The organism is Streptomyces sp. SM18 (assembly GCF_002910775.2).
In the GTDB taxonomy this organism is placed as follows: domain Bacteria; phylum Actinomycetota; class Actinomycetes; order Streptomycetales; family Streptomycetaceae; genus Streptomyces; species Streptomyces halstedii.
Genome location: NZ_CP029342.1, coordinates 3,581,235 through 3,600,502, shown reverse-complemented (window position 1 = coordinate 3,600,502; position 19,268 = coordinate 3,581,235). Strand labels below are relative to the sequence as shown.

18 protein-coding genes are annotated in these 19,268 nt (G+C 71.5%); 11 read left to right on the top strand and 7 right to left on the bottom strand.

Going from position 1 to position 19,268, the window contains the following annotated elements; all coding sequences use genetic code 11:
- Positions 1-57: 57 nt before the first annotated feature.
- The 5 genes from B9S64_RS16045 to paaA are packed head-to-tail and all read right to left on the bottom strand — an operon-like array spanning position 58 to position 3,750.
- Entirely contained in the window at positions 58-1,119 is a 1,062-nt protein-coding gene (locus B9S64_RS16045; RefSeq protein WP_103492988.1) for a 2Fe-2S iron-sulfur cluster-binding protein, read from the bottom strand.
- Positions 1,120-1,617, bottom strand: coding sequence for a 1,2-phenylacetyl-CoA epoxidase subunit PaaD (gene paaD / locus B9S64_RS16040; RefSeq protein WP_103492989.1), 498 nt, complete (start codon positions 1,615-1,617; stop codon positions 1,120-1,122).
- The gene (gene paaC / locus B9S64_RS16035) at positions 1,611-2,312 is read right to left on the bottom strand and encodes a 1,2-phenylacetyl-CoA epoxidase subunit PaaC (RefSeq protein WP_103492990.1); all 702 of its coding nucleotides are present in this window, start codon (positions 2,310-2,312) and stop codon (positions 1,611-1,613) included. The genes paaD and paaC overlap by 7 nt, the downstream gene beginning before the upstream one ends.
- Complete coding sequence (gene paaB / locus B9S64_RS16030; RefSeq protein WP_028441630.1) at positions 2,309-2,599, bottom strand: 1,2-phenylacetyl-CoA epoxidase subunit PaaB; 291 nt, start codon at positions 2,597-2,599, stop codon at positions 2,309-2,311. The genes paaC and paaB overlap by 4 nt, the downstream gene beginning before the upstream one ends.
- Complete coding sequence (paaA, locus tag B9S64_RS16025; protein ID WP_258037997.1) at positions 2,596-3,750, bottom strand: 1,2-phenylacetyl-CoA epoxidase subunit PaaA; 1,155 nt, start codon at positions 3,748-3,750, stop codon at positions 2,596-2,598. Before paaA ends, paaB begins: the two co-directional genes overlap by 4 nt.
- A gap of 115 nt (positions 3,751-3,865) precedes the next feature.
- Here paaA and B9S64_RS16020 point away from each other — a divergent pair, with 115 nt between their 5' ends.
- Genes B9S64_RS16020 through B9S64_RS16010 form a run of 3 tightly spaced genes read left to right on the top strand, consistent with a single transcriptional unit; the run spans position 3,866 to position 6,839 of the window.
- Positions 3,866-4,846, top strand: coding sequence for a DUF5819 family protein (locus tag B9S64_RS16020; RefSeq protein WP_103493031.1), 981 nt, complete (start codon positions 3,866-3,868; stop codon positions 4,844-4,846).
- Positions 4,759-6,120 (top strand): HTTM domain-containing protein, encoded by a 1,362-nt coding sequence (locus tag B9S64_RS16015; RefSeq protein ID WP_374936096.1) that lies wholly within the window; start codon positions 4,759-4,761, stop codon positions 6,118-6,120. Before B9S64_RS16020 ends, B9S64_RS16015 begins: the two co-directional genes overlap by 88 nt.
- Positions 6,117-6,839, top strand: coding sequence for a TrmH family RNA methyltransferase (locus tag B9S64_RS16010; protein WP_103492992.1), 723 nt, complete (start codon positions 6,117-6,119; stop codon positions 6,837-6,839). Before B9S64_RS16015 ends, B9S64_RS16010 begins: the two co-directional genes overlap by 4 nt.
- A 92-nt stretch (positions 6,840-6,931) precedes the next feature.
- Here the strand turns inward: B9S64_RS16010 and paaN are convergent, their stop codons facing one another.
- Positions 6,932-8,632 (bottom strand): phenylacetic acid degradation protein PaaN, encoded by a 1,701-nt coding sequence (paaN, locus tag B9S64_RS16005; RefSeq protein ID WP_103492993.1) that lies wholly within the window; start codon positions 8,630-8,632, stop codon positions 6,932-6,934.
- Between the two features lie 122 nt (positions 8,633-8,754).
- Between paaN and B9S64_RS16000 the strand changes: the two genes are divergently transcribed.
- A complete protein-coding gene (locus B9S64_RS16000; protein ID WP_103492994.1) occupies positions 8,755-9,348 on the top strand; it encodes a TetR/AcrR family transcriptional regulator in 594 nt (197 codons plus the stop codon).
- 46 nt (positions 9,349-9,394) lie between these two features.
- Here B9S64_RS16000 and B9S64_RS15995 read toward each other — a convergent pair whose 3' ends face one another.
- Positions 9,395-9,916: an Lrp/AsnC family transcriptional regulator gene (locus B9S64_RS15995; RefSeq protein WP_078552031.1), complete on the bottom strand. Its 522-nt coding sequence runs from the start codon at positions 9,914-9,916 to the stop codon at positions 9,395-9,397.
- 211 nt (positions 9,917-10,127) lie between these two features.
- Here B9S64_RS15995 and pdhA point away from each other — a divergent pair, with 211 nt between their 5' ends.
- The 7 genes from pdhA (at position 10,128) to B9S64_RS15960 (ending at position 19,244) form a co-directional block, all read left to right on the top strand.
- Entirely contained in the window at positions 10,128-11,288 is a 1,161-nt protein-coding gene (gene pdhA / locus B9S64_RS15990; RefSeq protein WP_103492995.1) for a pyruvate dehydrogenase (acetyl-transferring) E1 component subunit alpha, read from the top strand.
- Positions 11,285-12,319 carry an alpha-ketoacid dehydrogenase subunit beta gene (locus tag B9S64_RS15985; protein ID WP_103492996.1) on the top strand — a complete coding sequence of 345 codons (1,035 nt, stop codon included), beginning with the start codon at positions 11,285-11,287 and terminating at the stop codon, positions 12,317-12,319. The genes pdhA and B9S64_RS15985 overlap by 4 nt, the downstream gene beginning before the upstream one ends.
- On the top strand, positions 12,319-13,851 hold the full coding sequence (locus B9S64_RS15980) for a dihydrolipoamide acetyltransferase family protein (protein ID WP_103492997.1): 1,533 nt from the start codon (positions 12,319-12,321) through the stop codon (positions 13,849-13,851). Before B9S64_RS15985 ends, B9S64_RS15980 begins: the two co-directional genes overlap by 1 nt.
- Before the next feature lie 560 nt (positions 13,852-14,411).
- Entirely contained in the window at positions 14,412-15,287 is an 876-nt protein-coding gene (locus tag B9S64_RS15975; protein ID WP_103492998.1) for an NTP transferase domain-containing protein, read from the top strand.
- Positions 15,284-17,074: a molybdopterin-binding protein gene (locus B9S64_RS15970; protein WP_258037998.1), complete on the top strand. Its 1,791-nt coding sequence runs from the start codon at positions 15,284-15,286 to the stop codon at positions 17,072-17,074. The genes B9S64_RS15975 and B9S64_RS15970 overlap by 4 nt, the downstream gene beginning before the upstream one ends.
- A gap of 20 nt (positions 17,075-17,094) precedes the next feature.
- The gene (locus tag B9S64_RS15965) at positions 17,095-18,174 is read left to right on the top strand and encodes a TrkA family potassium uptake protein (protein WP_202446088.1); all 1,080 of its coding nucleotides are present in this window, start codon (positions 17,095-17,097) and stop codon (positions 18,172-18,174) included.
- A gap of 80 nt (positions 18,175-18,254) precedes the next feature.
- Complete coding sequence (locus B9S64_RS15960) at positions 18,255-19,244, top strand: NAD(P)H-quinone oxidoreductase (protein ID WP_103492999.1); 990 nt, start codon at positions 18,255-18,257, stop codon at positions 19,242-19,244.
- Positions 19,245-19,268: the final 24 nt, after the last annotated feature.

Here is a 19,268-nt window from a genome sequence, read left to right as displayed (position 1 = left end):
CCGCAGCGGGGCACACCCGGGAGGCGCCCCACGCGGCGGCGTGCCGCAGCCCGGCCGTCAGCGGTCGAAGTCCAGCTCCACTTCCGAGGTGACGGGGTGCGACTGGCAGGCCAGTACGAAGCCCGCCCCGGTCTCCTCCGGTTCCAGCGCGAAGTTGCGGTCCATCCGCACCTCGCCCGAGACCAGGAAGGCGCGGCAGGTCCCGCACACACCGCCCTTGCAGGCATAGGGGGCGTCCGCACGGCTTCTCAGCACCGTCTCCAGCAGTGATTCACCGTCCTGGACGGGCCAGCTCCCTGAGCGGCCGTCCAGGGTGGCGGTGAGCGTGCTCGCCGTCGGTGCCGTCGTGGTGGTCGCCGCCGACCGCCCAGGACCGTCCTCGGCGACGTGGAAGATCTCTTGCCGGATACGGGACCGGTCGACGCCCAGTTCGCGCAGCGCGCCCTCCGCCTGCCGGACCAGGCCGAGCGGACCGCAGAGGAACCATTCGTCCACGGACGGCACCGGAAGCAGCGCGGGGAGCAGCCCCCTGAGCCGCTTGTGGTCCAGCCGCCCGGACGGCAGCCCGGCCGCCTGGTCCTCCCGGGACAGCACCGTCACCAGATGGAAGCGACCCGGGTAACGGTCCTTGAGGTCGGCCACCTCGTCGAGGAACATCGTCGACGCGGCGGTCCGGTCGCTCCGGACCAGGCTGAAGCGGGCCGCCGGCTCGCGTGCCAGCAGCGTCGCGGCGATGGACAGCACCGGTGTGATGCCGCTTCCACCGACGATCGCGGCGAAGTGCCCGGGGCGCGGCTCCAGGACGAAGCGGCCCGTAGGGGCCATCGCCTCCACCTCGTCGCCGACCGCGAGTTCCTTCAGGGCGTACGTGGAGAACGCACCGCCGTCGACCAGGCGGATGCCCACTTGGACCACCGGTGCGTCGGGCTCCTCGGCGGCCGGCGCACAGATCGAGTACGAACGGCGTATCTCCTTGCCGTCGACGCGGTAGCGCACGTTCAGGTGTTGGCCGGGAGTGTGGCGGAAGGTCTCGCGCAGTTCGGGTGGCACGGCGAAGGTGACGGCCACCGCGTCGTCCGTGATCCGTTCGATCGCGCTGACCCGGAGCGGATGGAACATCTACAACTCCTTGAAGTGGTCGAACGGCTCTCGGCAGTCCACACAGCGGCGCAGCGCTTTGCAGGCCGTGGAGGAGAAGCGGCTCAGCAGCTCCGTGTCGGTGGAACCGCAGTGCGGGCAGCGCACCGACAAGCTCACGGGCACCGGCCCGTCCGGGCCGCGGTGCGGGCGGGGCGGCGCTATGCCGAACTCCGCGAGCTTGCGCCGCCCCTCGTCGCTGATGTCGTCCGTGGACCAGGCCGGGGCGAGCACCGTGACCACGGAGACCTCGGGCACCCCGTGCTCGTGCAGCACCCGCTCGATGTCGGCCGACATGGTCTCGATGGCCGGACAGCCGGTGTAGGTGGGGGTGAGATGGACGGTGACCCTGTCCGGTCCCTGCATCCGCACGTCCCGGAGCACACCCAGCTCCTCCAGCGTCAGCACCGGAAGCTCCGGGTCCGGCACGGAGCCGGCGAGCCGGCGGACCTCCGCCTCCAGCCGGGTCCCGGTCACCATGACGCCCCCGGGTGGCTGCGGTGCAGATGCTGCATCTCCGCGAGCATCCGCCCGAACGGTTCGGTGTGGAGTCCCTGCCTGCCCGCCCCCGCGGTCCAGGACCCCGCCCGGGGGCCCGTGGGAAGGGCCAGGGTGGCTCGGCCGACGACGGAGGTGACGGCGGACAGCCAGTCGCCTTCCAGCGCCCTCCAGTCGATGTCTACGCCTTCGACAGGCTCGAACAGCTCTCCGGTGTACCGCCACAGGGCGTCCAGGCCACGCCGCATCCGCTCGTGGCTTTCCGCCGTGCCGTCACCGAGGCGCAGCACCCACTGTTCGGCGTGATCGCGGTGGTAGGCGACCTCCTTGACGGCCTTCGCCGCGAGGTCGGTGAACGCGCCGTCACCGGCGGCCAGTCGCTCGTACAGGAGGTGCTGGTAGACGGAGAAGAAGAGCTGGCGCGCGATGGTGTGGGCGAAGTCGCCGTTCGGCTGCTCGACCAACTGGACGTTGCGGAAGGAGCGTTCTTCACGGAGGAAGGCCAACTCGTCCTCGTCCCCCGCCAAGGAGAGCAGCGTCCTGGCCTGACCCAGAAGGTCCAGGGCGATGTTGGCCAGTGCCACCTCCTCCTCCAGCACGGGAGCGTGACCTGCCCACTCCCCCAGCCGGTGCGAGAGCACCAGTGCGTCGTCGCCCAGGGCGAGGGCGGCGGTCACAGGTGCTTCACCCCTTCCGGGATCTCGTAGAACGTGGGGTGGCGGTAGGGCTTGTCCCCGGCGGGCTCGAAGAAGGAGTCCTTCTCGTCCGGGGAGGAAGCGGTGACCGCCGTCGAGGGGACCACCCAGACGGAGACCCCCTCCGAGCGGCGGGTGTAGAGGTCGCGTGCGTTACGCAGGGCCATCTCGGCGTCCGGGGCGTGCAGGCTGCCGGCGTGGGTGTGGGACAGTCCGCGCCGGGAGCGCACGAACACCTCCCACAGCGGCCAGTCGGTCGAGCTGCTCATGTGGTCGCCTCCATGGGCTGTGCGGTCGCTTCGGGGCCGGTGGACGGGAATGGGCCGGTGGACGGTGCGCCCGCACCGGGGTGGTCGGGCGGGGTGGCGGCGGTGGCGGAACCGTCGGAGGGCCTCACCGCTCCGGGGCCCTCGCCCGGGCTTTCGCCCTGTGCCTTGTGCTTGTCCCTGTGCTTGTCCGCGTACGCGGCCGCGGCCTGGCGGACCCAAGCGCCTTCTTCGTGGGCCTCGCGCCGCTGGGCGAGCCGCTGGTCGTTGCACGGGCCGTTGCCCTTGAGAACCTCCTGGAACTCCGTCCAGTCGATCTCGCCGTAGTCGTGCTGCCCGCGCTCCTCGTTCCACCGGATGTCGGGATCCGGGAGGGTGAGTCCCAGGGCCTGGGCCTGCGGGACGCAGATGTCCACGAAGCGACGGCGCAGCTCGTCGTTGGAGTGCCGCTTGATCTTCCAGGCCATCGACTGCGCCGAGTGGGCCGAGGCGTCATCGGGCGGCCCGAACATCATCAGCGACGGCCACCACCAGCGGTTCACCGCGTCCTGGGCCATCTCGTGCTGGGCCGGGGTGCCCCGGCTGAGAGCGAGCAGCAGCTCGAACCCCTGGCGCTGGTGGAACGACTCCTCCTTGCAGATCCGCACCATCGCCCGTGCGTACGGGCCGTACGAACAGCGGCAGAGCGGCACCTGGTTGGTGATCGCGGCGCCGTCCACCAGCCAGCCGATCGCGCCCACGTCCGCCCAGGTCAGGGTCGGGTAGTTGAAGATCGATGAATAGCGCTGGCGTCCCGCGTGCAGCTTGTCGAGCAACTCCTCGCGGCTGGTACCGAGCGTCTCGGCGGCGCTGTAGAGGTAGAGCCCGTGGCCGGCCTCGTCCTGCACCTTGGCCATCAGGATGGCCTTACGGCGGAGTGACGGCGCGCGGGTGATCCAGTTGGCCTCCGGCTGCATACCGATGATCTCGGAGTGGGCGTGCTGGGCCATCTGGCGAACCAGCGTCGCGCGATAGGCCTCAGGCATCCAGTCGCGCGGCTCGATCCGCTCGTCGGCCGCCACCGCTGCGTCGAAGGCCGCCTCCTCCTGCGGGGCTGCGGCCTCCTTCACGCCCGCTGCCCCCTGCGCCGTCCGGCCCGCAGTCACTGCCACCATGCCAGGCTCCCTACCGACCGATCGTTCGGTTCATTGGCTTCAATGGTGAGTCGGAGGCCCGTAGGGTGTCAACCCTGTGGATAACTGACCGGTGATCGGCGGTGAGCGGGGCGGGATGGATGCGGACCACGGCGGGCGCGCCGACGGCGAGAGGAAGCCGGCCTGGCCGGAGGTGACGAGCCCGCCTGACGTCGGCCTCCAGGGCTCCGGTGACGAGGCCGAGCCGGGAGCTCCGAGCGCGGGCCCGCCCGGCGCCGGACCGGTCCGCCCCCAGGGCACAGGGGTGGCGGCCGGTACGGCACGGGGTCCGGGAGAGGCCGCGGCACCGGGCGGAGGAGACCCGGAGAACCCGAAGGGGGGCCCGGCGTCTCCGGAGGACGCCAAGCCGCCGGACACTCCGTCCGCCGGACCCCGCGAAGGGGCCGGGATAGCCGGTCTCTCCCTTCCGTACCAGGTCGTCGCGGCGTTGGCGCTGTCCGTCTTCGGGTTGCTGGCCTGTGGACAACTGGCCATGGTCTTTCTGCACGTCGCTCCCTCCAACACGCTGACGAAGCAGCACGGCGAGGCGTTCGACGACTGGATCTACCCCGAGTTCGAGCAGAACTGGAAGCTGTTCGCCCCGAACCCGCTCCAGCAGAACGTCGCCGTGGAGGCGCGGGCCGATGTCGAGGGAGCGGACGGCCGCCGCACCACGCGGTGGGTGAACCTCTCGCGTGAGGACGGCGAGGCGATACGGGGGAGCCTGCTTCCCAGCCACGTCCACCAGAACGAGCTGCGTCGCGCCTGGGACTTCTACACCGGTTCCCACACCGAGGAGAACCGCCCCAACGGGCTGCGCGGGGAACTGTCCGAGCGCTACATGCGCCGCATCGTGATGCTGCGTCTGTCCCAGCAGGGGTACGGCGGCAGCATCGAGCGCATCCAGATCCGGTCCGCCGTGACGGCGGTCGGCGCACCGGCGTGGAGCGACGAGAAGATCAGTACCGAGCCGGTCTACCGGGCGCTCCCATGGTGGAACGTCACCGACGACGACCTCCCGGAAGGCTCTGGCCAGGGCCAGGGCCAGGCGTCCGTCGGCACGGAGGGGGCGGAGTGAGCGCGTCCACCCAGGCCGGCGGCGTGGTACGGCGGGTCGATCGTTCGCTCGCCCGCGCGGTGCAGCGGGTCACCGCCGCGCCGCTGGGCACGTACCAGAGCGCCGTGCTCCGGATCGGTGTGTCCGCCACGTATCTGCTGTTCCTGCTGCGTGAGCTGCCGCACCGGCGTGAGCTGTACGGGCCCGACAGCCCGTGGCACTGGGACATGGCGCGGCAGCTGATCTCGGACAACGAGGCCTTCACCGTCCTCATGTGGTCGGACAGCGCGCTCTGGTTCGAGGTCGTCTATGCCGTCACCCTGGTCTCGGCCGGACTTCTGATGGTGGGGTGGCGTACGCGTGCCACGTCCGTGGTGTTCATGGCGGGTGTCCTGTCCCTGCAGAACCGCAGCATCTTCATGGGCGACGGCGGCGACAACGTCATCCACCTGATGGCGATCTACCTGGTGCTGACCCGCTGCGCGCGGGTCTGGTCCCTGGACGCGCGCAGGGAGGCCCGGAACGCCGTACGGGTCGCGGAGGGCGGGCGCCCGGCTCCTGACCGCGTGGGCCCGGCCCTGTGGACCGTACTCGGTGTGGTTCTGCTGCCGGCGACGCTGATGGGCGGCCTGGGCGGCACCTGGTGGCTCCCCGTCCTCCTGTGGATCCTGTGGCTGGGGAACGGTGCCTGGTGGGGCCTGAACCGCTTGCCGTCGGCGCGTGAGCCGCGCCTCCTCCTCGACGTCCTGGCGAACCTCGCCCACCATGCCGCGCTCCTCGTGATCATGGCCGAGGTGTGCCTCATCTACGCGACGGCGGGCTGGTACAAGATCCAGGGCTCCCGCTGGCAGGACGGCACAGCGCTCTACTACCCGCTCAACCTCGACTACTTCACCCCCTGGCCGGGGCTCTCCGGTGTGTTCGCCTCCAGCGCGCTGGTGGTCATGGCGCTGACGTACCTGACGGTCGTGGTGCAGGTCGCCTTCCCGTTCACCCTGTTCAACCGCAAGGTCAAGAACGTCCTGCTCGTCCTCATGATCGGTGAGCACGCGGGCATCGCCGTCATACTCGGACTGCCCTTCTTCTCGCTGGCGATGATCGCCGCGGACGCGGTCTTCCTGCCCACGGTGTTCCTGGTCTGGCTCGGCGGCAGAGCGACACACGGCCGGCGGAGGCTGTTCTCCCGTGCGGACGGCAGCGGTACCCGGATTCCCCGACCGCGACGACCCGGCGGCGGCGACGGCCAGGAGGCCCTTCCGCCCGGCGCCGACCCTGGCCATACGCTCGTCGGGTGACCAGCGAGACCGGCAGTACACAAGACCAGCCCGACGTGACCGGAGCGGCAGTGGTGTCCGAGGCGTCGGCGGAGCCGATCCAGTACGACGAGGGCTACGGCCCCGAGATCGGCGTCGGGCCGCACCCCCTGCCCTGGCCGGAGGGCGAGCGCTACGACCCGGAGTTGCTCGCCCACGGCGACCGGCGCAACGTGGGTGATGCCTACCGCTACTGGACGCGGGAGGCGATCGTCGCCGACCTCGATCTGCGGCGCCACGACTTCCATGTGGCGGTGGAGAACTGGAGCCATGACTTCAACATCGGCTCGGTGGTGCGTACCGCCAACGCCTTCCTCGCGAAGGAGATCCACATCGTCGGCCGGCGGCGCTGGAACCGGCGCGGAGCTATGGTCACCGACCGCTACCAGCACGTACGCCACCACCCGGACACGGCGGATCTGACCGCGTGGGCGGACGCCGAGGGGCTGCCCGTCATCGGCATCGACAACCTGCCGGGTGCCGTGCCCCTGGAGCGGACGGAGCTGCCCCGGCGCTGTGTGCTGCTCTTCGGCCAGGAGGGCCCGGGGCTCACGGAGGAGGCGCGAGCCCACGCCTCGATGGTTTGCTCGATCGCGCAGTTCGGTTCGACGCGGTCGATCAACGCCGGTGCCGCGGCGGCCATCGCGATGCACGCGTGGGTGCAGCGGTACGCGGACATCCCGCGCCCGCAGGACCGATGACCGAGGTTGCCGGATGACCGGGTGACCGGATTGCCGGGTGGATGACCTGGCCACCCGGGGCTTCCGCCCCCGGTCACCCGATGGGCCGGGTTTCAGGCCTGGCGGCGCACCTCCACCACCCGGAACCGGTTGGACACGAAGGCCCCGTCGCACAGCGCCGCGTTGGCCGCCGGGTTTCCGCCCGAACCGTGGAAGTCGGAGAACGCCGCGGTCTGGTTGACGTACACCCCGCCCGTGAGGTTCAGCGAGAGCTGGGCCGACTCGTCGAAGCAGACCTCCTCCACCGCGCGCTCCACGTCGGGCGACGTCGTGTACGCGCCGACCGTCATCGCCCCCTTCTCCCGGATCGTGCGGCGGAGCAGAGTCAGCGCGTCGGCGGTCGAATCGACGGCCACCGCGAACGAGACCGGCCCGAAGCACTCCGACAGGAAGGCCGCGCCGTCGTCGGGCTTGGCGCCGTCGAGCTTGACGACGACCGGCGTGCGCACCACGGCGTCGGGGAAGTCCGGGTTGGCCACGGCGCGCGAGGCGAGAGCCACCTCCCCCAGTCCCGCGGCCGCTTCGAGGCGGGCCTTCACGTCCGGGTTCACCAGGGCGCCGAGCAGGCCGTTGGCCCGCGCGTCGTCACCGAGGAGGCCGCCGACGGCCTCCGCGATGTCCGTGACGACCTCGTCGTAGGTCTTGGCACCCGCGTCGGTCGTGATCCCGTCCCGGGGGATGAGGAGGTTCTGCGGGGTGGTGCACATCTGGCCGCTGTAGAGGGAGAGCGAGAAGGCCAGGTTGGAGAGCATGCCCCGGTAGTCGTCGGTGGAGTCGATGACGACCGTGTTGACGCCGGCCTTCTCCGTGTAGACCTGCGCCTGCCCGGCGTTGGCCTCCAGCCAGTCCCCGAAGGAGCTGGAGCCGGTGTAGTCGATGATCTTGACCTCGGGGCGCAGAGCCAGGGACTTGGCGATGCCCTCGCCCGGCCGCTCCGCGGCCAGCGCCACGAGGTTCGGGTCGAACCCCGCCTCGGTCAGCACCTCGCGGGCCAGGCGAACGGTCAGGGCGAGCGGCAGAACCGCGCGCGGATGCGGCTTGACCAGCACCGGATTACCGGTCGCCAGTGACGCGAAGAGGCCGGAGTAGCCGTTCCACGTGGGGAAGGTGTTGCAGCCGATCAGCAGGGAGACGCCGCGGCCGGCCGCCGTGTACGACTTGTGCAGCCGGAGCGGGTCGCGCTTGCCCTGCGGCTTCGACCAGTCGGCCGCCTCCGGCGTACGCGTCTGCTCCGCGTACGCGTAGGCCACGGCCTCCAGGCCGCGGTCCTGGGCGTGCGGGCCACCCGCCTGGAACGCCATCACGAAGGCCTGGCCGCTCGTGTGCATCACGGCATGGGCCAGCTCATGGGTACGGGCGTTGATCCGGGCGAGGATCTCCAGACAGACCAGGGCCCTGGTCTCCGGACCCGCCGCGCGCCAGGAGCCCATGGCGCCGCTCATCGCCGGGAGCAGGACGTCCGGGTCGATGTGCGGGTACTCGACGCCGAGCTCCGGCCCGTACGGCGAGACCTCGCCGCCGGTCCAGCCGTCGGTGCCGGGCTGGCCGAGGTCCAGCCGGGTGTGCAGCACGGCGTCGAAGGCGGCCTTGCCCTCCGCCGGGCCCAGGCTGCCGGGCACGCCGCCCTCGCCGTAGGCCTTCGGGTGCTCGGGGTGCGGGGACCAGTACGCGCGCGTGCGGATGGCGTCGAGGGCCTGGTCGAGCGTCGGACGGTGGGTCTCGGACAGCTTCTCGTGGGAAAGCGCGGCGGCCATGACGGACCAACTCCTCGTCGAGCCGGGCAGGGATGTGCGGACGGAGTTAGAGTAACCGAACGATCGGTCGGGACAAGGGGCCAGGGAAACCTGTGGACAACTCATGGGGGAGGATCGCGTTCATGACCACGGCCAAGCGCGACACGTACACACCGGAGACCCTCCTCGCCGTCGCCGTCCATGTCTTCAACGAGCGCGGCTACGACGGCACCTCCATGGAGCACCTCTCCCAGGCGGCGGGCATCTCCAAGTCGTCGATCTACCACCACGTGGCGGGCAAGGAAGAGCTGCTCCGCCGGGCGGTGACCCGGGCCCTGGACGGACTGTTCGGCATCCTCGACGAGCCCGGAGCGGTGCGGGGGCGGGCCGTCGAGCGGGTCGAGTACGTCACGCGCCGCACGGTCGAGGTGCTGATGGACGAGCTTGCCTACGTCACGCTGCTGCTGCGGGTCCGTGGCAACACGCAGACCGAGCGCTGGGCCCTGGACCGGCGGCGCGAGTTCGATCAGCGGGTCTCGGCGCTGCTGGAGGCCGCCGTGGCGGACGGCGATCTCCGCGCCGACGTGGACATACGGATGGCCACCCGGCTGCTGTTCGGGATGGTGAACTCGCTGGTCGAGTGGTACCGCCCGCAGCCGGAGGGGTCCCCCGAACGGGAGCAGCTCGCCGACACCGTCGTACGGCTCGCGTTCGACGGCATGCGGGCCGGCCGCTGACCCTCGCGCACCGCACGGGGCACGCGCCTGCGCGTGCCCGAGCGGGTCATGCGAGCTCGGCCGGGCGGCCGGGGCGCGGTCCCAGATCGGTCTCCTCGAACACCAGCAGGGTGCGGGTGGACAGCACCTCGGGAATGGCCTGGATCTTGGTCAGGACCAGCTCGCGCAGGGCCCGGTTGTCCGGGGTGTGGACCAGGAGCAGTACGTCGAAATCGCCGCTGACGAGAGCGATGTGGGTGGCACCCGGCAGAGCCTGGAGCTGTTCGCGCACGGTGCGCCACGAGTTCTGGACGATCTTGAGCGTGATGTACGCGGAGGCCGCCTGCCCGGCCCGTTCGTGGTTCACCCGCGCGCTGAATCCGCGGATCACGCCGTCCTCGACGAGCCGGTTGATCCGGGCGTAGGCGTTGGCCCGCGACACGTGGACCCGCTCGGCCACGGCGCGTATCGAGGCGCGCCCGTCGGTCCGCAGGATGCGGAGGATGTCCCGGTCGACGGAATCCAGCGGACGCGGGGGCGCCACCGGCTCGGGATCTCCGTCCCTCTCGGCCATTTGTTCAGGTGCCATCTGCCGGTGCCTCCCTGTTGTGGACGACCTGCCCCTATCCCAGGCTGTGGAGAACCGTTTGTCCACAGGCTGAGGGTGCCTGTAGCCAAAATGAGCGCGCGACCGAACAATCGGTAGGTGAGACGCACCACACCGGCGTCTCTCCCACGCCTCGACATTTCTGCGGATTTCGCCACCCCTCGATATACCTCGATGCCAGGAGGTGCTTGTCATGACGGTCCAAGAGCTGGCCGGCGCAGCCGCCTACCGCCCCACGCCGCCCCCGGCGTGGAAGCCGCTCACCGATCCCGCGCCGCTGCTCCCGGACCCCGAGCCGTACCGCGTGCTCGGTACGGACGCCGCGGCCGACGTGGATCCCGATCTGCTGCTCAGGCTCTACACCGAGCTGGTGCGCGGCCGCCGGTACAACGCCCAGGCCACCGCCCTGACCAAGCAGGGCAGGCTCGCGGTGTACCCGTCGAGCACCGGGCAGGAGGCGTGCGAGGTGGCCGCGGCCCTCGTGCTGGAGGAGCGGGACTGGCTCTTCCCCAGCTACCGCGACACGCTCGCCGCCGTGACACGGGGCCTGGACCCGGTCGAGGCGCTGACGCTGCTGCGGGGCGACCGGCACACCGGGTACGACCCCCGCGAACACCGCATCGCCCCGCTGTGCACCCCGCTGGCCACCCAGTTGCCGCACGCGGTGGGCCTCGCCCACGCGGCCCGGCTCAAGGGCGACGACGTGGTGGCGCTCGCCATGGTCGGCGACGGCGGGACGAGCGAGGGCGACTTCCACGAGGCACTGAACTTCGCCGCCGTCTGGCGTGCCCCGGTCGTCTTCTTCGTGCAGAACAACGGCTTCGCGATCTCGGTGCCCTTGGCCAAGCAGACCGCCGCCCCCTCCCTGGCCCACAAGGCCGTCGGGTACGGGATGCCGGGCCGGCTGGTCGACGGCAACGACGCGGCGGCGGTGCACCAGGTGCTCGGCGAGGCCGTGGCGCGGGCCCGGCGCGGCGAGGGGCCGACGCTGGTCGAGGCGGTGACGTACCGGATGGACGCCCACACGAACGCCGACGACGCCTCGCGGTACCGCGAGGACACCGATGTGGAGGCGTGGCGGGCGCACGACCCGATCCGGTTGCTGGAGCGGGAGCTCACCGGACGGGGGCTGCTGGACGAGGAGAGCGCCGGGACGGTCCGTGAAGCGGCGGAACGGATGGCGGCGGATCTCCGGGACCAGATGAACGCCGATCCGCCGCTGGACCCGATGGATCTCTTCTCCGACGTCTTCGAGGAGCGGACGGCGCAGCTGCGTGAGCAGGAGAGGCGGCTGCGGGACGAGCTGGAGGCCGAGCAGGGCCCGCACGGGAGCGAACCGGAGGACGGACGATGACGACCACCGCCACGGCGGCGACCGGCGAGCGGACCGGGCGGGCCGCGCAGACCACCATGGCGCAGGCCCTCGGCCGGGCCCTGCGCGATGCGATGGCCGAGGATCCGTCGGTCCACGTCCTGGGTGAGGACGTCGGCACGCTCGGCGGGGTCTTCCGGGTCACCGACGGGCTGGCGAAGGAGTTCGGCGACGACCGCTGTACGGACACGCCGCTCGCCGAGGCGGGGATTCTCGGCGCGGCGGTCGGTATGGCGATGTACGGGCTGCGGCCCGTGGTGGAGATGCAGTTCGACGCGTTCGCCTATCCGGCGTTCGAGCAGCTGGTCAGCCATGTCGCCAAGATGCGGAACCGGACCAGGGGCGCGATGCCCCTGCCGATCACCGTCCGGATTCCGTACGGCGGCGGGATCGGTGGGGTCGAGCACCACAGCGACTCCTCGGAGGCGTACTACATGGCGACGCCCGGTCTCCACGTCGTCGCGCCGGCCACGGTCGAGGACGCGTACGGGCTGCTGAGGGCGTCGATCGCCTCCGACGACCCGGTGGTCTTCATGGAGCCGAAGCGGCTGTACTGGTCGAAGACGGCCTGGTCACCGGACGCGCCCGTGGCTGTGGAGCCGATAGGGCGGGCCGTCGTCCGGCGCTCCGGACGCAGCGCGACCCTGATCACGTACGGGCCGTCCCTGCCGGTGTGCCTGGAGGCCGCGGAGGCCGCCACGGCCGAGGGCTGGGACCTGGAGGTCGTCGACCTGCGGTCGCTCGTGCCGTTCGACGACGAGACCGTCGCGGCTTCCGTCCGGCGCACGGGGCGGGCGGTCGTCGTCCACGAGTCCTCCGGCTTCGGCGGTCCCGGTGGTGAGATAGCGGCTCGGGTCACCGAGCGGTGCTTCCACCATCTGGAGGCCCCGGTGCTGCGGGTGGCGGGCTTCGACGTCCCGTACCCCCCGCCCATGCAGGAGCGGCACCATCTTCCGGGCGTGGACCGGGTGCTGGACGCCGTGGCCCGTCTTCAGTGGGAGGCCGAGAGCTGATGGCGCAGGTGCTCGAATTCAAGCTGCCGGACCTCGGAGAGGGGCTCACCGAGGCCGAGATCGTGCGCTGGCTGGTGGACGTCGGCGATGTCGTCACCATCGACCAGCCGGTCGTCGAGGTCGAGACGGCCAAGGCGATGGTCGAGGTGCCCTGCCCGTACGGGGGTGTGGTGACGGCGCGGTTCGGTGAGGAAGGCGCCGAGCTCCCGGTCGGGGCGCCCTTGCTGACCGTCGCGGTGGAATCGGCGGAAGGCGCGGCGGTACGGGGGACCTCGGCTTCCGGGCCGTCCGCCGGCCGGAACAACGGATCTGGCGAGGGCACCCGACCGTCCGGCGACGGTACGGGACCCGCAGGAGAGTCCTCGGGGAACGTGCTGGTGGGCTACGGCACGGCGGCCCCGGCAGCGCGCCGCCGGCGCGTCAGGCCGAGCGCGTTCACGGCGCCGCCTTCGCCCGCGCCCGCGCCCACGCCCTCGTCTTCGCCTACCTCTTCGGCGGGGCTCGGTGCCGGTGAGCCGCCGACGGCCGCATCCACTGTGGCATCCGCATCCGCGCCCGCCTCGGCATCCGCACCCGTGCCCGCTTCGGCGGCGGATTCCGGGCATGTGGAGGGGGCCGACGAGGACCGGGGGCCGGTGGCGGTCGTCTCTCCGCTGGTCCGCAGGCTGGCGCGGCAACACGGTCTCGATCTTCGGCACATCGCGGGTTCGGGGCGTGACGGCCTGATCCTGCGCGCGGATGTCGAATCCGCGATCAGGGGGGCCGACGACGAACGCTCCGCCACCTCCGAGGTCCGTTCGGTTTCGGAATCGGAGCCGGTGGCGGCGGGCGAGCGGATCGCTCTGCGCGGAGTCCGGGGCGCGGTCGCGGACAAGCTGTCGCGCAGTCGGCGCGAGATCCCCGATGCCACATGCTGGGTGGATGCCGATGCCACCGAGCTGATGGCGGCAAGAGCCGCGATGAACGGTGCGGGGACGGGTTCCGGAGGAGCGGTTCCCAAGATCTCGGTGCTTGCCCTGCTGGCCCGGATCTGCACGGCGGCCCTGTCGCGCTACCCCGAACTCAACTCGACCGTGGACACGGACGCACGGGAGATCGTTCGACTGCCCGCGGTCCACCTCGGCTTCGCCGCCCAGACGGAACGGGGCCTGGTCGTCCCGGTCGTGAAGGACGCCCATTCCCGGAACGCCGAGTCGATCAGTGAGGAGATCGGCCGCCTGACCGAGGCGGCACGGGCCGGAAAGCTGACTCCGGCGCAGCTCACCGGTGGGACCTTCACGCTGAACAACTACGGGGTGTTCGGTGTCGACGGATCGACCCCGATCATCAACCACCCCGAGGCGGCGATGCTGGGGGTCGGCCGGATCGTTGCCAAGCCCTGGGTGCATCAGGGGGAGCTGGCGGTCCGCCAGGTCGTGCAGCTCTCGCTCACCTTCGATCACCGGGTCTGCGACGGTGGGACGGCGGGTGGTTTCCTGAGATACGTGGCGGACTGTGTGGAGCAGCCGGCACTGCTGCTTCGCGCGTTGTAACTGCGCCAGGCTTCCGGGGGCTGAGGGCTGAGGGCTGAGGGCTGAGGGCCCGGGGCGCGGGTCCGGTGTCCGGGACCGTTGCCGGTCGGTCAGTTCGCCCGATCAGCTCGGGGGAGGACTCGTCGGCTCGGGGAGGGCCGGCCACCGGCCGGTCGGCTTCCGGGCGGAGTCGAGCTTCAGGTCAGGGGCGAGCTTCCGGTCGGGGCGGTCCGGGCCGACTCGGTTCTGGCGGGGGCGGCTCTGGCGGGGCCGCGCTGATCGGTCGGTTTCAGCGCTCAGTCGGCTCCTGGCCGGTCGAGCATTGATCAGGCAACCCCTGGGTCAGGCAACCCCCGGGTCAGGCACCCCCCGGGGTCGGGCGCGCTCCCGGTCGGTCAGCACCGGTGGTTGCTTCCCGGCCGGTGGGTGGGCGGGCGGTTGGGCAGGGGCGGGGTGATTGTGGAGGTGAGGGTGGTTGCCGAGGGGCCGTGGCGCGTCAGTGGCGGGGCTGCCGTGACGGCGGGCGTGATTCCCGACCCCGGTCGGGTTCCGGAAGGTGAGAGGCACGCATACTCGGGGGCATGACCGCGTATGACGCCATCGTTCTCGCCGGCGGGGCCGCGAGGCGGCTCGGTGGCGCCGACAAGCCAGGGCTCAGGGTGGGCGGCCGGTCCCTGCTCGACCGGGTGCTCGCCGTCTGTGTCGGTGCCGGGACCACCGTGGTGGTGGGTGGCCGCAGGCCCACCCGGCGTCCGGTCGTATGGACCCGCGAAGTCCCCCAGGGCGGTGGCCCTTTGGCGGCCCTGGACGCCGGGGTGCGGCAGACGGACGGCGAGATGGTCCTGGTGCTCTCCGCCGACCTCCCGTTCCTGGCCGAGGAGACCGTGCGCACATTGCTGGCGGCAGCCGGGACAGGCGCCTGGGAGGGAGCCATGTGCACCGATCCCGAGGGCAGGGACCAGCCGTTGGTCGCCGCCTACCGGGCCGAGCCGCTCCGCCGGGAACTGGCGCTCCTCGCCACCGAACACGGCAGCCTCGCCGGGCTCCCCCTGCGTCTGCTCACCGCCGAGATGGAGATGGCGCGAGTCGAGGCCGGTCCGCACGCCTCCTTCGACTGCGACACCTGGGAGGACCTTGCCGCCGCCCGCGCGCGGATCAGGGAGCATGGGACCGTGCTGGACGAATGGATCACCGCAGTCAAGAACGAGCTGGGCATCGAGCTCGACGTCGATACCGATGTCCTGCTCGATCTCGCCCGTGACGCCGCCCACGGCGTAGCCCGGCCTGCCGCTCCGCTGACCACCTTCCTGGTGGGGTTCGCGGCGGCGGCGGCGAGCAAGGGCAAGAGTCCGGAGGCCGCGGCCGAGGCGGTGGCCGAGGCGGCCGACAAGGCCGCCGCGCTCGCCCTCCGCTGGGCGGAAGAGACGGAGGCCGGCAGAGAGACCGGCACTCCATGACGCCGCGTGGAGGCGAGCCCCGCAGCTCCCTGTCGCCTGCGGACCGGGCCCCCGAAGGGCGAGCCACCGAGGCCGCCACCACCAGGGCCCGTACCGATGAGGCCGCCACCACCGAGGCCGCCCCGCCCGAGGCCTGCACGGCCGATCAGCCGGCCGCCGAGGCCCGTGCGACCGAGGAACTGACGGCTGAGGAGCGGGCCGCAGAGAGGCGGGCCGCTGAAGAGCGGGCCGTGGAGGAGGCCTTGGCACTCGTGGGACGGCGACAGCCCCACGAGGCCCACGCCCACTCCGCTCCGGAGCGGCTCGGCACCACGGCTTCGCGTCGCCCGGAACCGTTCGGCTCGTCGCCCTCGGGCACCAACTCCTGCCGCACCGACTCCCATCCGGGCGGGAACTCCTTCCGCGCCGACTCTTATCCGGGCGATCCGGGCCCCGAGAGCGGGCAGACCAGCCCAGCTCACCCGGGCCGGCAAACCGAGCCGGGCAAGCAAGCTGAGCTGAGCCAGCGGGCCGAGCCCGGCAGCCCGGCCGTGCCCGGCAGTCCGGTCGCGCCGGGCTCCACCCTCCCCGCCGCCTCTGTCACCTCCTGGCATGACGCGCGGGCGCTGGCGAGGCGGCTGGGGCGGGCCGCGCCTCTCGCTGCCCACCGGCTCCCCCTGGAGCGTGCCCTCGGCCATGTACTGGCCGAGGGCGTTGTCGCCCTCACGGATCTTCCGTCCTTCGACACCTCGGCCATGGACGGCTGGGCCGTCGCCGGGCCCGGCCCCTGGGCCGTACGCATGGGCGAAGGACTTCTCGCCGGGCGTGGGAAGGGGGAGCCGCTCCTCGACGGCCAGGCGGTGCGCATCGCCACCGGAGCCCGTATCCCCGCCGAGGCGACCGCCGTCATCCGCAGCGAGCACGCCCGGTTCGACGAGGTGAAGGGCCTGCTCCATGCCACCCGCGCCGTCGTCCCCGGGCAGGACATCCGTCCCCGCGGTCAGGAGTGCCGGTCCGGCGACCAGCTCCTGCCCGCCGGAACCGTGGTGACCCCACCGGTTCTCGGGCTGGCGGCCGCTGCCGGGTACGACGCGCTCGTGGCCGTACCGCTGCCCCGGGTGGACGTGCTCGTCCTCGGGGACGAGCTGCTTACGGCCGGGCTTCCCCAGGGTGGGCGCATCCGGGACGCTCTCGGTCCCATGCTGGGCCCCTGGCTCCGTTCACTGGGCGCCGAGGTCAGCGCTCCTCAGCGGCTCGGCGACGACGCGGAAGCGCTCCGGCGCGCCCTCACCGCCTCGGATGCCGATCTCGTGCTCACGACCGGCGGAACCGCCGCCGGACCCGTCGACCATGTCCACCCCGTGCTCGCCGAGATCGGTGCGGAACTGCTCGTGGACGGTGTATCAGTGCGTCCCGGCCATCCGATGCTCCTGGCACGGCTGGCGGACGGGGGCCCCTACGTGGTGGGGCTGCCCGGGAATCCGCTGGCCGCCGTGGCCGGACTGATGACGCTGGCCGAGCCTCTGTTGCGGGGGATCGCGGGGCGGCCGGCTCAGGACTCGTACCACCCGCCGGTGCGTGAAGAGGTGCGGGGCCATCCGCTCGACACCCGGCTGATCCCCGTGGTGCACCGTGCGGACAGCGTCATGCCTCTGCACTACAGCGGACCCGCCATGCTGCGTGGGATCGCCGCTGCCGATGGATTGGCCGTCGTGCCTCCGGGCGGGGTACGGTCCGGCGCCGAGGTGGAGATTCTCGATCTACCGTGGACCTCGGCTGAGCCGTGGACGGAAGGGTGTTTCACGTGAAACTTCCCGGCCAGGACGCGATGGCCAGGCGTGCGGACGAGCACGTGGTGCCCACGCGTGTGCTTCTGCCTCGGCGTGTGATGGACAGGCCGTTGCGGCAGGTGGCCAAGCGGCTCGCGATGGCCTTGGCGGTGCTGGCCATAACGATCTTCATCGTCTGGGCCGACCGGGGCGGGTACCACGACAGCGCGGACCAGAAGGTCGATCTCCTTGATGCCGCCTACTACTCGACGGTGACTCTGTCGACGACCGGCTACGGCGACATCACTCCGTACAGCGACTCCGCCAGGTTGGCCAACGTCCTGCTGGTGACACCGCTGCGTGTGCTCTTCCTGATCATTCTGGTCGGCACCACCCTGGAGGTCCTGACGGAACGGACCCGGGAGGACTTCCGCCTGAACCGTTGGAGAACGAACTTGCGTGAACACACCGTTGTCGTCGGTTTCGGCACGAAGGGCCGCTCGGCCATCCAGACGCTCTGCGCGACGGGCCTGAAGAAGGAACAGATCGTCGTGGTCGACCCGGCGAGCAAGGTGCTGGAGGCCGCCAACGCGGAGGGGTTCGTCGGTGTACTGGGCGATGCGACGCGCAGCGATGTGCTGCTGCGGGCGGAGGTCCAGAAGGCGCGCCAGATCATCATCGCCACCCAACGCGACGACACGGCCGTGCTGGTGACCCTGACCGCACGTCAACTCAACCGGGGCGCGAAGATTGTGGCCGCCGTGCGTGAGGAGGAGAACGCACCGCTGCTGCGGCAGTCCGGTGCCGACGCCGTGATCACCAGCGCGAGCGCGGCAGGCCGTCTGCTCGGCCTCTCGGTCCTGAGCCCCAGCGCGGGCACGGTGATGGAAGACCTCATCCAGCAGGGCAGCGGCCTCGACCTCGTCGAACGGCCGGTGATAAAGGCCGAGGTGGGCAAGAGCGTCCGGGAGACCGACGACCTGGTGGTGACGGTGCTCCGTGGTCACCGACTGCTGGGTTACGACGATCCGGCGGCGAGCCCGCTCCAGCTCACGGACCGGTTGATCACGATCGTGCGTGCCTCGCCCCTCCCCGGCCCGCACATGGCCCACCCGCAGCAGCCCCACCCACGACCGTAAGGCCGGAGGCCGCGCCTCGGGGGACCAGGACAGGGCAGGTCGGAACGGTATGCGGGGCGGTACGGAGTAGCCTCGCGGCCATGCATGCGATCACGATCCCCGAACCCGGTGGCCCCGAGGCGCTCGTATGGGCCGAGGTGCCTGATCCCGTACCCGGCGAGGGCGAAGTCCTCGTCGAGGTCGTGTCCAGCGCCGTCAACCGGGCCGATGTCCTCCAGCGGCAGGGCTTCTACAACCCGCCGCCCGGCGCCTCCCCCTACCCCGGGCTGGAGTGCGCGGGCCGTGTCGCCGCGCTCGGTCCGGGAGTGACCGGCTGGTCCGTGGGCGACGAGGTGTGCGCTCTGCTGGCGGGGGGCGGCTATGCGGAGAAGGTCGCCGTGCCGTCCGGCCAGCTGCTGCCCGTACCCGCGGGCGTCGATCTGGCGGTCGCCGCGGCGCTGCCCGAGGTGACCGCGACCGTCTGGTCCAACGTCTTCATGGTGGCTCATCTGCGCCCCGGTGAGACCGTGTTGATCCACGGCGGCTCCAGTGGGATTGGCACGATGGCGATCCAGCTCGCCAAGGCCGTCGGCGCACGTGTCGCGGTGACGGCGGGCGGCCCCGAGAAGCTGGCCCGGTGCAAGGAGCTGGGCGCCGACATCCTCATCGACTACCGCGAGCAGGACTTCGTCGAGGAGCTGCGCCAGGCGACGGACGGCGCGGGTGCGGACGTCATCCTCGACATCGTCGGGGCCGCGTACCTGGACCGGAACGTCCGTGCTCTCGCGGTCAACGGCCGGCTGGCCATCATCGGTCTCCAGGGCGGAGCCAAGGGCGAGCTGAACCTGGGCGCGCTGCTGACCAAGCGTGCCGCCGTCACGGCCACGTCGTTGCGGGGCCGGCCGCTCGCGGAGAAGTCCGCGATCATCGCGGCGGTACGCGAGCACGTGTGGCCGCTGATCACCGAAGGCGTCGTCCGGCCGATCGTGGACCGCACGGTGCCGATGGCGAACGCGGCGGAGGCACACCGCGTGCTGGAGTCGAGCACCCACATCGGCAAGGTGCTCCTACTGACCCCCGCTGCGACCTGACTCCCGCTGCGACCTGACTCCCGC

Coding starts and splice junctions, on each gene's coding strand:
- B9S64_RS16045 (WP_103492988.1), bottom strand. CDS start 1,119: ATGTTCCATCCGCTCCGGGTCAGCGCGATCGAACGGATCACGGACGAC.
- paaD (WP_103492989.1), bottom strand. CDS start 1,617: ATGGTGACCGGGACCCGGCTGGAGGCGGAGGTCCGCCGGCTCGCCGGC.
- paaB (WP_028441630.1), bottom strand. CDS start 2,599: ATGAGCAGCTCGACCGACTGGCCGCTGTGGGAGGTGTTCGTGCGCTCC.
- paaA (WP_258037997.1), bottom strand. CDS start 3,750: ATGGTGGCAGTGACTGCGGGCCGGACGGCGCAGGGGGCAGCGGGCGTG.
- B9S64_RS16020 (WP_103493031.1), top strand. CDS start 3,866: ATGGATGCGGACCACGGCGGGCGCGCCGACGGCGAGAGGAAGCCGGCC.
- B9S64_RS16015 (WP_374936096.1), top strand. CDS start 4,759: ATGGTGGAACGTCACCGACGACGACCTCCCGGAAGGCTCTGGCCAGGG.
- paaN (WP_103492993.1), bottom strand. CDS start 8,632: ATGGCCGCCGCGCTTTCCCACGAGAAGCTGTCCGAGACCCACCGTCCG.
- B9S64_RS16000 (WP_103492994.1), top strand. CDS start 8,755: ATGACCACGGCCAAGCGCGACACGTACACACCGGAGACCCTCCTCGCC.
- B9S64_RS15995 (WP_078552031.1), bottom strand. CDS start 9,916: ATGGCACCTGAACAAATGGCCGAGAGGGACGGAGATCCCGAGCCGGTG.
- pdhA (WP_103492995.1), top strand. CDS start 10,128: ATGACGGTCCAAGAGCTGGCCGGCGCAGCCGCCTACCGCCCCACGCCG.
- B9S64_RS15985 (WP_103492996.1), top strand. CDS start 11,285: ATGACGACCACCGCCACGGCGGCGACCGGCGAGCGGACCGGGCGGGCC.
- B9S64_RS15980 (WP_103492997.1), top strand. CDS start 12,319: ATGGCGCAGGTGCTCGAATTCAAGCTGCCGGACCTCGGAGAGGGGCTC.
- B9S64_RS15975 (WP_103492998.1), top strand. CDS start 14,412: ATGACCGCGTATGACGCCATCGTTCTCGCCGGCGGGGCCGCGAGGCGG.
- B9S64_RS15970 (WP_258037998.1), top strand. CDS start 15,284: ATGACGCCGCGTGGAGGCGAGCCCCGCAGCTCCCTGTCGCCTGCGGAC.
- B9S64_RS15965 (WP_202446088.1), top strand. CDS start 17,095: ATGGCCAGGCGTGCGGACGAGCACGTGGTGCCCACGCGTGTGCTTCTG.
- B9S64_RS15960 (WP_103492999.1), top strand. CDS start 18,255: ATGCATGCGATCACGATCCCCGAACCCGGTGGCCCCGAGGCGCTCGTA.